General features: G+C 38.1%; 4 protein-coding genes and 1 pseudogene. All 5 read left to right on the top strand.

Going from position 1 to position 13,684, the window contains the following annotated elements:
* Positions 1–86: 86 nt before the first annotated feature.
* A complete protein-coding gene (locus E0W68_RS07340; protein ID WP_135218778.1) occupies positions 87–1,553 on the top strand; it encodes a TlpA family protein disulfide reductase in 1,467 nt (488 codons plus the stop codon).
* A gap of 97 nt (positions 1,554–1,650) precedes the next feature.
* Positions 1,651–2,673 carry an aldo/keto reductase gene (locus E0W68_RS07335; protein ID WP_135218777.1) on the top strand — a complete coding sequence of 341 codons (1,023 nt, stop codon included), beginning with the start codon at positions 1,651–1,653 and terminating at the stop codon, positions 2,671–2,673.
* A 568-nt stretch (positions 2,674–3,241) separates the two neighbouring features.
* Positions 3,242–6,349 (top strand): choice-of-anchor D domain-containing protein, encoded by a 3,108-nt coding sequence (locus E0W68_RS07330; protein ID WP_135218776.1) that lies wholly within the window; start codon positions 3,242–3,244, stop codon positions 6,347–6,349.
* Between the two features lie 265 nt (positions 6,350–6,614).
* Positions 6,615–10,823, top strand: coding sequence for a T9SS type B sorting domain-containing protein (locus tag E0W68_RS07325; RefSeq protein ID WP_135218775.1), 4,209 nt, complete (start codon positions 6,615–6,617; stop codon positions 10,821–10,823).
* A gap of 239 nt (positions 10,824–11,062) precedes the next feature.
* A pseudogene (locus E0W68_RS07320) lies at positions 11,063–13,684 on the top strand (hypothetical protein); the annotation flags it as partial.

Raw genomic sequence — 13,684 nt, 5'->3', positions numbered from 1 at the left:
TAATGCCAAATAAACTTATTTTAACTCTACTTTAACAAACCTTAAGGGATTTAAAAAATATTTTTGTCATTGCAGAATAACCACTCATGTCATATACAATAAAAACCTTACTTTCATTATCATTATTGTTTGTTTTAACCTCTTGTAACAATGAGGATGATAATTATACTGCTTATTTTGGCGGGGAGATTCTTAGTCCCAGAAGCCCCTATATTATATTCAGTAAGGATGATATGGTGATAGATACTATTCCTTTAGATAAAAATAATCGTTTTTTTATTAAATACGATTCACTTGCTCCCGGACTGTACAGTTTTAGGCATGAACCGGAATATCAGTATATCTATTTTGATAAGAACGACAGTCTTATGATATCAGTAAATGCGGATAACTTTGATCAATCTGTAGTATTTAGCGGTCGTGGCGACAAAAAGAATAATTTTTTAATGGAGTTATATTTGATAAATGAGGAAGACAGAAATAAAAGCTACAGGGTATATGAAGAAAAGTATGATGACTTTATAAGCAATATAGATTCATCATACGCAAAGCGTGAAGCATTTTATAATAAGAATAAGGAGGAAATTAACTGGAGTAATGATTTTGACTTGTATGCCAAAGCCCGTTTGCAATTTAGTCAATATACCAAAAAAGAATATTATCCATACCTCTATAATTACAGAACGGGTAAAGAAATAAACTCAGATTTACCCAAAGATTACTACAATTACAGAAAAGAAATTGATTTTAATAACGAAAAACTGACCACTTTTTCGCCGTTTTTAAGGTACTTTAATGCTATGCTTACCAATATGGCTGTTAAAAGAGCCGGCAAAAGCATTAGTACTGAAGAAAGGACGTTGAATGAAAATATTATTAAATTAACGCTTGTCGATTCTATATTTACCAACAAGAGGATAAAAAATAATATGCTCAACAATATTGCCTTTTCGTATTTACTTGAGGATCAAAATATACATAATAATCAAACCTTTTTAGAGCATTATATGAAGCTATCTACAGATGATAGCAATGGTAATGAAATAATGAAGATAGCTAAGGCTATAGAAGACCTTGAGGAGGGTAAAAAGCTACCCCCTGTTGCTTTGGTTGATACGAATAATAATGCATTTGATATTAACCATGATATAAACAGTAAAACCGTAATATATTTTTGGACTACGTGTGCAAAAGCACATCTGAAAATGGTAAATAAAAAAATAGCGGAGCTAAAGAAACAATATCCCGAGGTCAGCTTTATAGCTATTAATCTGGATGAAGACCCGGAGTGGAAAAAACTGATTGCTAATAACAATTTCGGCAAAGCGTTACAGCTTCGTGCAGAGAATTTTCAATCCATTAAAGATAAATGGGTTATCAATAAACTAAACCGTACTATTATTCTTAATGCTGACGGAACGATAAAAAATGGCTTTACCAACCTGATGGATTCTGAATTTGCCAAACTCTTAGAAACTGAACATATAAAAACTGAACCGTCAGGAACGAAACACTTAGATGTCGAATATATAGAAATAGAAGACACAAAATAAGTAATTATTTGAATTTTGCAAGTTTACGTTTGAATAATGCAAACATCTTTCCTTTGTTTATATTTAATTTTGTTGCTAACAAAATAAATATACAACTATGAAATACAACTTTTTAGGAAATACAGGATTACTGGTTTCAGAACTATGTTTTGGTACAATGACCTTTGGTAATAAAGAAGGGCTTTGGCAAGCAATAGCAGGTACAGAACAAACAGAAGTAGATGAACTGATGAAAACAGTTGTCGATTCGGGTATAAACTTTATTGATACAGCCAATATTTATTCTTTTGGGGAATCTGAAAAATTGTTAGGGCAATCATTAAAAAACACAGGGCTTAATCGTAACGAACTGGTTATAGCGACCAAAGTGCGTGGTGCAATGAATGAATCCCCTAACGGTCAGGGACTTTCCCGTTATCACATTTTCAATTCGATAGATGAAAGCCTTCAACGTCTTCAAATGAACCACGTTGATATACTATATGTACATGGTGTGGATTATAAAACACCTGTTGAAGAAACAATGCGAGCTCTTAATGATGTTGTACTTACAGGTAAGGTACGCTATGTTGCCGTATGCAACTGGCCTGCATGGATGGTAATGAAGGCACAGGGAATAGCCGAAAAGAATGGCTGGAACAAATTTATTGGGCTTCAATACTTTTATTCACTGGCAGGAAGGGATATAGAACGCGAAATTGTTCCGCTTGCCGAAGACCAACGTTTAGGAATAATGCCCTGGAGTCCGCTTGCAGGAGGTTTCCTTTCGGGCAAATATGCCCGTAATGACGAAGCTACAGAAGGACGTCGCGCCAATTTTGACTTCCCTCCTATTAATAAGGAGAAAACTTTTGACATTATTGATGTTATTACCGAAATAGGAAAAGAACATAAAGCAACACCTGCCCAAATAGCATTGGCATGGGTTAGGCAGCAACCGGGTATAACCAGCACTATAATAGGTGCAAAAAACAGTAATCAGCTTATTGATAATATAAAATCGACAGAAATAACGCTTAGCCCGCAGCAATTAGAAAAAATTGATGCTGTAAGCGCATTGCAAAAAGAATATCCGGAATGGATGTTAGAGCGTCAGGCAGGCGGTAGAGATAAAAATTAATTTGTAAACGTATTCTCACTATAAAAAAGCAATCCACAAGGATTGCTTTTTTTAATGATACCCATTTATAAAATACTGCAAACATACCTTATATATATAATAAGGCATAAGCCTAATGCTATTTCATTAATAAATTATCCTGCTCTAAATTTAGATTTAAAGCAGGTATTTTACATTTATATAGCTACAGATAATCAACATATTATACGATATAAAAGAATTAAAAAATGGTAACCATAAAATATAACCGAGAAAAAACCTCTTAGTTAATAAAAAACAAAAACACGATATAATTATATAAAGTGTTTGAAATTTTGATGCCATTTTTATAATTATTAACATTTTTTACTATATGTTAACATATACATGCATTTTGTTTCTCAATATTTAAAAAACAATATTAAATAGTTAATAATAAGATGATTAGTAACATTAAGATAATAAATACTTAGCCAAAAAAACGTTTTCGGGAACGGTAATAAATTTAAATTTGAAGTCTAAAGCACTAAACCCTGCAGGTACAAAATGCTTTAATTCAACGATTTATCCAACTTAAATTTTCATTATCATGTTTAAAAAACGATTTTTATTAGCTCTTGCCGTTGCCGGTATAACGGGGCTATCTTTCGGAAACCTGAACAGCATCAAAGGCTTGGTTTCTGCTGAAACAACAACAGCTACCATAGTAGAATGTACTGGTGGCGGATCTGAAAGCTTTACTAACATGCCAGCTAACTCAAGTACTTATGCTACTCAGTCTTGGACTGGCGATAATGGTGTTGCATGGCAAGCTACTGATGCCAGAACTGACCAAACTTTAACCGGAAGAGCTATTGCTATCAGAACCGGTAGTCTTACTAACACTTCTACTGTTGCTGGTGGTATCGGTACACTTACCTTCAACTATGCCAGAGTATTTACAGGAAACTCTACACTTAAAGTTTTTGTTAACGATGTACAAATAGGTACTGATATTACTGTATCTTCTGATACTTCTACTCCTTACTCTATGGCTGTAGATGTATCTGGTAATGTAACTATCAGAATAGAAAACAGTGGTAACAGAACTATAATAGACAACCTTGCTTGGGATTGTTCTGATGCTCCTGCTCCTACTCCTGCTCCTGAATTACAAATAGCTGATGCTTGTAATACAGACCAAGCTTGTGGAGAGTATGCTATTGACTTCGGTACAATATCTGTAGATAACTATAAAGATGCTGTATTCACTATCAAAAACACAGGAAACGAAGATTTAGAAGTTACTGCTTTAACATTGAGCGATGCTAACTTTACTGTAGTTTCTCCCGTAAGCGGCGACCTGCCTCTTACTATAGCTCCTGCTGACTCTGCCATCGTATTAGTACGTTTCGAGGCAAGTACAGGTGGTGCTAAATCAGGTACTTTAACAATAGCCAGCAACGACTCTGATGAGGCTTCATGCGTTATCAACCTGGAGGGTACGGCTCTTGCTGCTTGTGTGACTCCTGCTGCTGCTGATGAGTTCGCTGCTACTAACGCTACTTCATCAACTGTTGATGTAGTTATTACTAACTCTGATGCTGATAGCTTCCTTGCTATAATAACTACCGGTACTTTCTCTGGTGCTCCTGTAGATGGTGTTAGCTATGAAGTAGGTGAATCTTTAGCAGGTGGTGTAGTTGCTTATGTGGGTACATCTCCTGAGTTCACAATAACTGATCTTGAAGAAGATACTACTTACCTTATTACTATTTATGCATTTAATGGTGCTGCTTGTATTGGTGGACCTCTATATGCTGAAGACGCAGCTGAAGACGAATTCGAAACTGAGGTTGCTCCATGTATCGGTGGGTCTGAAAGCTTTACTGACATGCCGGCTAACTCTAGTGCTTACGCTACAAGAACTTGGACTGGTGACAATGGTGTTGCTTGGGAAGCTACTGACGCCAGAACTGACCAAACTTTATCAAGCAGCAGAGCTATCGGTATCAGAGTTGGTTCTTTAACAAACACTTCTACTATTTCTGGTGGTATTGGTACTCTTTCATTTGACTATGCTCGCATATTTACAGGGAACTCTGTACTTAAAGTTTATGTAAACAGTGTACAAGTTGGTGCTGACATCAACGTTACTTCTGACGTTGCTTCTACTTACTCTGTAGCTGTAGATGTAACCGGTGATGTAGTTATCGAGATAGAAAACAGCGGAAACAGAACTCTTATAGATAACCTTGCTTGGGATTGTTATTCAGTTCCTAACGCTCCTGAATTACAATTACTTGACAGCAACCTTGCTAACCAGCCTTGTGGTTATGATATCAACTTTGGTAATGTAGAAACTGATACTGATAATGAGAGAACTTTCACTATCCAAAACAGAGGATTACAAACGCTAAACATCACTGATCTTGTAATTACTGACGCTTCTTCTTCATACACTATACTATCTCCTGTAACAACTTCGTTTACTCTTGCTCCAAATGCGACTCAAGATGTAACGATTCAATTTAACAACGGTACAGCAGGTGCTTATAACGATGCTTTCCTTACAATAAGCAGCAACGATTCTGACGAAGCTTCATGTGTAGTTAACTTTAGCGCTAACGCTCAAGACCCATGTGTTGCTCCTGATGCTGACGGTTCTTACGATGCTACTGAAGTTACTGATACTACTGCTGATATAGAAATAACTGGTAATTCAACTGCTTCCGGTTTTATAGCTCTTGTAATCAAAGATTATACAGGAACTCAAACTGCTGGTGTTCCTGCAGACGGTACTGCTTACACTGTAGGTCAAATGATAGGCGATGCTACTGTGGTTTATGTTGGTGCTAGCGGTTCATTTACTGTATCTGATCTTACACCTTCTTCTCAAAACCCAATCTATGTATATACATACAATAGTGGTGACTGTTTTGGTGGTCCGGTTTACTCTGAAACCAACATAGAAGATGAAATCAACACAATAGCTACACCTTGTGTAGGTGTTTCTGAAAGCTTCAGTAACTTAGGAAGCAACCAAAGTAACTACACTGTTAGAACTTGGACTGGAGATGGTGGTATAGTATGGACTGCTAGTGACGCAAGAACTGACCAAGACCTTAACGGTGATGCTATATGCTTCAGAAATGGTACTCTTGAAAACGTAGCTCCTGTATCTGGCGGTATTGGTACACTTTCTTTTGACTATGCTCGTGTATTCACCAACAACTCTACACTTAAAGTTTATGTAAATGGCGTACAAGTAGGTTCAGACATTACTGTATCTAGTACTACTCCTACTACATTCTCTCAAGTAGTTAACGTTACCGGAAACATTACTGTAGAATTAGTAAACAGCGGTAACAGAATTCTAGTTGACGATTTAGCTTGGGATTGCTACGCTGGTATGGGTTCTAGACCAGGTGTTGCTACAGAAGAAGCTAACGATGATAACAGCTTTTTCCAAACAACTACAACTAAAAATGAAGTAGTACTTTATCCTAATCCAAATGACGGTGAGTTCCAAATAGAACTTCCTTCAGTTGATGAGGCTGCTCAAGTTGAAGTTTTTGATACTCTTGGAAAACAAGTAATATCTAAAAAAGTTGTTGGCAAAGAAACAATAAACCTTGAAAATGCCGGTAAAGGTATCTATATGGTTGTTATTACTTCTGGTGACAATGTGACTACTAAAAAAGTAGTTATAAAATAATAAAACCTATTTTTTAGGAACAATTAGAGTTCCGGTGGGATAATCCCACCGGAACTTGTTTTTTATACACATAATAAGCATTTTACAAAATTGATATTTTCTTAATGCTAAATCTGCAACATAAATGACCTTTTATGTTTTAATTTCGCATAAAATATTAATACGTCGTTCGGTAACATTTTATTAAAAATATGGTAATCAAGCCTATAAAATATAAATGTAACTTGCGCGGCGTTTTAGCAAATAGTAACAAAAAAAATTAGGTATGAAAAAAAGTATTATTCGTTTAACCCCCCTAAGATTACTCTCTGTGCTTTGTATGTTATTGTATTTCAATACAGGAAGCGCACAGATTTATCTGCATGATTTTGGGACAACTCCCATTTCAAGTTATCCCTATACAGTAGCACCGGCGGTAGCTGATGCTGATATTAGCAACAGCAGCTGGACAAACAACATAGGCATTTGGGTGAGCTTTATCGGTCAGTCAGGTGTAGGATTAGGTCATGCCAATGCTGTAGCAGGATCTACCATGACACTTACATTTGATGTAGCACCCGGAAAACAATTAGATATAACATCTTTCAACTTTTGGCGTGCACGTACTAACTCAGCAGCACAAAACTGGACAATGACTATCAATGGTATTTCAGTGGGTAGTGGTGGCATACCGGTAACAGGTGCTGCAATAGGAAATACACCTGTAGCAAACCCGGTAACAGAGCTGACAGGAACGGTAACGGTTGTTATATCGTTAAGTAATCCATTTGGCGCAGGATCTTTTGTACTGGATAACTTCGAGTTAAACGGTTTTATAAGCGAACCATGTGTTCCGCCTGCAATAACTGAAATAGTACCCGCATCCGGACCGGCAGGAACCACGGTTACCATAACCGGTAGCGGTTTTGAGGCAGGCACTACGGCAGTACAATTTAACGGAGTGGACGCAGAGAGTTTTACCGTAATATCTGATACCGAAATAGAAGCAGTAGTACCCGCTAACACCTCAACAGGAGCTATTACAGTTACTACAAATGATTGCGAGGCACCTACTTCAATATATACTTTCTTAGAATCAGACTGTCCTCCTACAGGATCATCCTCGGAAGTTTATATTTCAGAGCTTTATGACCACGTTCCGGGTAGCTGGGGTATGATAGAGTTATATAACCCAACTGCAAATACTATTACTTTCGGAGGTCAGTATGTATTAACCAGAGCGGGTGATATAGGAGGAGGCGAAAGCTATTCATTAACACTCCCAGGCAGCATACCGGCGTTTTCAACCTACCAGGTTCGTAGTTATGGTTCAGGAGTAGTTGCTTGTGGTAGTGTTCCTGTTAATGCAAATATGGGACAAGGTATTAATGGTAATGACGAGTTTAAACTTTATAAAAACGGAACTGTTATTGACCGTGCATACGCTCCCAGTAATGCAGGATATACTGTAATAAGAAATGAAGATGCAGTAGCACCAAAAACTACTCATAGTTGGGCAGACTGGACAACAACGTCTCAAAACTGTGCTGATTTAGGTATGCATACTGCCTTGATTGCTTCTACTATCTCAACGCAACCAACAGATCAGGAAATTGCATGCGGAGGTGGCAACGTTCAGTTCAGCGTATCAGTAAGTAATTCTACAGGATTCAGCTATCAATGGAAAACCATTGATGAATCAGGAAACTGGGTAAATATTACTAATGGAGCACAATATTCGGGTGCTACCACAAATACACTAACTGTTATAAATCCAACAGCAGCTTTGCTTGGAAGTCAATATTATTGCGAGATAGTATCAATAACATGTACTTTAATTTCTAATGCCGTAACGATAACAGGTGCTGCAGGAGATGTTGGAAATATAACAACATCGGTAACACATCCAACTTGTATCAACTCTAACGGTACGATTGAGGTGACTGCACCCACAGGAGAGGAGTATGAGTATAGTATTAACGGTGTAGATTTTCAGGACTCTCCTGTATTTACAGTGGCTTCAGGCATTTATGTTATTACAGTGACCAACACACAAGGTTGTACTTCTGACAGTAATAATATTACAGTAAACGATACACCTGATACACCTGCGGTAGCTACTGTTGATGTAACCCAACCAACTTGTACTAACCCGAACGGTACGATTGAAGTGACTGCTCCGACAGGAGGAGAATATGAGTACAGTATTAACGGCGTAGATTTTCAGGATTCTCCTGTATTTACAGTAGCTGCGGGTATTTATAATATTACTGTAAGAAATAATGACTTGTGTACATCCGTTACTGATGATATTACAATTAATGATGCGCCTGATGCGCCTGCGGTGGCTACTGTTGATGTAACACAGCCAACTTGTACTAACCCGAACGGTACGATTGAAGTGACTGCTCCTACAGGAGCGGAGTATGAGTACAGTATTAACGGTGTAGATTTTCAGGATTCTCCTGTATTTACAGTAGCTGCGGGTATTTACATTATTACTGTCAGAAATAATGACTTATGTACATCCGTTACTGATGATATTACTATAAATGATGCGCCGGATGCGCCTGCGGTGGCTACTGTTGATGTAACACAGCCAACTTGTACTAACTCTAACGGTACGATTGAAGTGACTGCTCCTACAGGAGCGGAGTATGAGTACAGTATTAACGGGGTAGATTTTCAGGATTCTCCTGTATTTACAGTAGCTACGGGTATTTACAATATTACTGTAAGAAATAATGACTTATGTACATCGATTACTGATGATATTACAATAAACGATGCGCCGGATACACCTGCGGTGGCTACTGTTGATGTAACACAGCCAACTTGTACTAATCCTGACGGTACGATTGAAGTGACTGCTCCCACAGGAGCGGAGTATGAGTACAGTATTAACGGGGTAGATTTTCAGGATTCTCCTGTATTTACAGTAGCTGCGGGTATTTACAATATTACTGTAAGAAATAATGACTTGTGTACATCCGTTACTGATGATATTACAATAAACGATGCGCCTGATACACCTGCGGTGGCTACTATTGATGTAACACAGCCAACTTGTACTAATCCTGACGGATTAATTGAAGTAATCGAACCAATAGGTGGAGATCTTGAATACAGTATTGATGGAATTAACTTCCAAGCTTCAACGCTATTTACGGTTACGTCGGGTACTTATAATGTTACTGTAAGAAATAATGACTTGTGTACATCCATTACTGATGATATTACAATAAATGATGCGCCGGATACACCTGCGGTGGCTACTATTGATGTAACACAGCCAACTTGTACTAATCCTGACGGTACGATTGAAGTGACTGCTCCCACAGGAGCGGAGTATGAGTACAGTATTAACGGGGTAGATTTTCAGGATTCTCCTGTATTTACAGTAGCTGCGGGTATTTACAATATTACTGTAAGAAATAATGACTTGTGTACATCCGTTACTGATGATATTACAATAAACGATGCGCCTGATACACCTGCGGTGGCTACTATTGATGTAACACAGCCAACTTGTACTAATCCTGACGGATTAATTGAAGTAATCGAACCAATAGGTGGAGATCTTGAATACAGTATTGATGGAATTAACTTCCAAGCTTCAACGCTATTTACGGTTACGCCGGGTACTTATAATGTTACTGTAATAAATGCTGAAGGATGTACTTCGGTTACCAATGATATTATAATAAATAATGCTCCTGATGCCCCTGCAGTGGCTACTATTGATGTAACACAGCCAACTTGTAATGATTCTAATGGAATTATAGAAGTAACTGATCCAACAGGTGCAGGACTTGAATATAGTATTGATGGAGTTAACTTTCAAACCACTGCTACGTTTACAGTTACAGCGGGTACTTATAATATCACTGTAATGAATGCGGCAGGATGTATTTCGGTTACTGATGACATCATTATAAATAATGCTCCTGCTACTCCTGCTGTTACAGGTATTCAAGGATGTACAGATACTGCTTTCGGACAAAGATATATGTTAGAGGCACAACCTATAGATAATTCATTCAACATCAGTACCGCATCATATACATGGATGATTAATAACAGCGTAATAGGAAATAATGAAAATACGTTTGATGTTACCCAATATGTAAATGATAACAGCATAAATGGTGATGACTATCCGCTTAACATTATACTTACGGTTACCAGTACAACAGGCTGTACAGCTACCTATACCTTTACAATAGTTGGCATACTTTGCGACATACCAAGAGGTATATCGCCAAATGGTGACGGGCTTAATGATAATTTTGACCTTAGTGGTCTTAATGCCAAAAAAGTAGCTATTTTTAACCGTTATGGTAAAGAAGTATATACCCGAAACAACTACATAAATGAATGGGAAGGACAAACTGATAACGGTGACGAATTACCCACAGGAACATATTTTTATGTAATAGAAACAACTGATGATTCAAAAACAGGTTGGGTTTATATAAATAGACAAGAAAACTAAACCTATATTTAAGTTTAAAGTAAAAAGCCACTTTTATAGTGGCTTTACTTTTTCTGTACATTATCATAATGTTATATTTACATTTAAGCTGTTGTTAAATAATGTTTTAATAATAGTTCGCATTAAATTATCTTATAATTTTGACCTGCTAAAAACATCCTAAATAAAAAAAGAAAATGCTATTGAATAACAATACTTTAAGTAGTAAAAAAAATGCTATTCTGTTTTTTTTTGCTTTAATGTTATCTGTAAGCGCAACAGCACAGATATACCAACATAATTTTGGTACTACCCCTATCACAGCAAACCCATACAACGGAACACCCTCTACCCTACACCCCGACCTTTCCGGCTCATCATGGACAAATAATACCGGTGCCTGGCTCAATGTAAGTGGCTCTTCGGGTACCGCACTGGGTGCTACCTCTCCAACAGCTACTGTAACAACTTATACTGATGTAACACTTACCTTTAATGTTGCTTCAGGTAAAGAGCTCCAAATAACATCTTTTAATTTTTGGAGACAAAGATCCCCGTCAGCAGCTCAAACATGGAGTTTGCTTATTAACGGCATTACTGTGGGTACAGGTACTGTGCCTACAACAGGTGCAGCAATAGGCAATACTGCTGTAAGCACACCTGTAACAGGGCTTACAGGAACTATAACAGTAGTTGTAAGATTTAATAACTCTCCGTCAGGAAGCGGGAGTTTAAGACTGGATGATTTTACACTTAATGGTACTATAACTACATCATCATCGCCCCCCCCATGTCCCATTGATGTTACCTCTTTCTTTCCTGCAACAGGTCCTGAAAACACATTGGTAACCCTTACAGGCAGCGGATTTAACAGTGCTACAGGAGTTACATTTGACGGAGTTAGTGCCACATTTGCGCCACTATCAGATACCGAAATGGTAGTATTAGTACCGGCAGGTGTTACTACAGGAAACATAGTAGTAATCGGACCGGGATGCAGTGAAAACGTTACCGGCAACTTTGATATAATAAATTCAGAATGCCAAGGCGAAATATACATATCAGAGTTATATGATAATAACGGAGGTAGTTATGGAGTTATCGAACTTTACAACCCCACTTCTAATACTGTTACTTTTGGTGGACAATATGTGTTGGAGCGATATGGAACTATAGGAGATCTCAATCCATCAGGTGGTTATATACTAACATTACCCGGCTCAATACCTCCATACTCTACTTATCTTGTGAGCAGTTCATCTTCAGGACCTTCAGGATGCCCTTCATCTTTTGAAAGTAACATTGGTAATGGTATAAATGCCAGCGATGAATTTAAACTTAAAAAAAACGGGGTTGTCATTGATCGTGCCTATGCGCCCGGAAATATTGGTTATACAGTAAAACGAAAGCCGGATGCTATCGCTCCCGCTCCCATTCAAAACTGGTCAGATTGGACCACAACCTCTAATACCTGTGCCGATTTAGGTTCGCACACTACAACTGTAGGAGGTGGCGGTACCGTACCGGAGATAACCCATCCTGTCACACAATATGTTTGTGAAAATGCCTCGGCAACATTTTCTGTTTCATTATCAGGCACAGGATATACCTATCAATGGAAAGTCCTTAACGAATCAGGAGTTTGGGTAAATGTAACTAACGATGCAAACTATTCAGGAGCAACAACTAACACGCTGGATATACAAGATATACCATTTTCCTTTAACGGAAACCAATATTATTGCGAAATTACATCATCAAACTGCGATTTGGTAAGTAATGCCGCACAGCTTAATATAACCGAAGCTCCGGTAATTGATACAGCAATAGCCACTGCTACGGACTGTACGTCAGACACAGGAACGATTACAATAACAGCAACAACTGCTGAATTTGGTTTACAATACAGTATAGATGGTGTAAATTATCCGTTTACTAATGTATTTACAGATCTCCCCGCAGGAGATTATACCGTTACAATCAGAAACCTTTCAGGATGTGTGTCAGAACAGGTCATAGTAACGGTAGGAGGATCCACAGATCCTGATGTGGCAACCACAACAATTATACAGCCAACATGTGAAGAGCCTATGGGTACTATTCTGATAGATGCCCCTATAGGAGTAGATTATACATACAGTATTGGTGGAGCTTTCCAGACTTCCACCACATTTTCAGTCACTCCCGGCATTTATACTGTTACCGTTATAAATGCTTTAGGATGTACTTCAGAAACAGAAGAAATAGTAATTAATGAATTAACTACACTTCCTGATCCAACCACAACTGTAACACAACCTACCTGTGATGAGCCTACAGGCACTATTGTAGTTACGGGGCCAACAGGTACAGGATATACTTACAGTATCGGAGGAGCTTATCAGGCATCGAATATATTTGAAGATCTTCCACCGGACAGCTATACAATAACTGTACAAGATACAGGCGGATGTACTTCAAATTCTGTTACTGTAATTATTAATCCTGCATCAAATGCCCCTGCTGATGCAACGGTAACTTATATACAGCCTACATGTACAGTAGCTACAGGAACGATTACGGTTACTGCGCAAACGGGTAACGGGATTGAGTACAGTATTGATAACGGGGCTACATATCAGGCTTCGAATGTGTTTGCAGGATATGACCCGGGTGACTATACGGTAGTGGTGAGAAATGGTGATGGGTGTGTGTCAACTCCGGTTACGGCGACTATTGACCCTGCTCCCTCTACGCCTGCTGATGCAACGGTGGCTTATATACAGCCTACCTGTACAGTAGCTACAGGAACGATTACGGTTACCACGCAAACGGGTAACGGTATTGAGTACAGTATTGATAACGGGGTTACGTATCAGGCTTCGAATGTGTTTGCAGGATAT

Origin of the sequence: Flavobacterium salilacus subsp. salilacus (assembly GCF_004634195.1) — a bacterium.
In the GTDB taxonomy this organism is placed as follows: domain Bacteria; phylum Bacteroidota; class Bacteroidia; order Flavobacteriales; family Flavobacteriaceae; genus Flavobacterium; species Flavobacterium salilacus.
The sequence above is the reverse complement of the archived record's forward strand: the minus strand, read 5'-3'. Positions and strand labels throughout refer to the sequence as shown.

Excerpts from the sequence above, each read along its gene's own strand:
- E0W68_RS07335 (WP_135218777.1), top strand. The coding sequence starts at position 1,651 with ATGAAATACAACTTTTTAGGAAATACAGGATTACTGGTTTCAGAACTA.
- E0W68_RS07330 (WP_135218776.1), top strand. The coding sequence starts at position 3,242 with ATGTTTAAAAAACGATTTTTATTAGCTCTTGCCGTTGCCGGTATAACG.
- E0W68_RS07325 (WP_135218775.1), top strand. The coding sequence starts at position 6,615 with ATGAAAAAAAGTATTATTCGTTTAACCCCCCTAAGATTACTCTCTGTG.
- E0W68_RS07340 (WP_135218778.1), top strand. The coding sequence starts at position 87 with ATGTCATATACAATAAAAACCTTACTTTCATTATCATTATTGTTTGTT.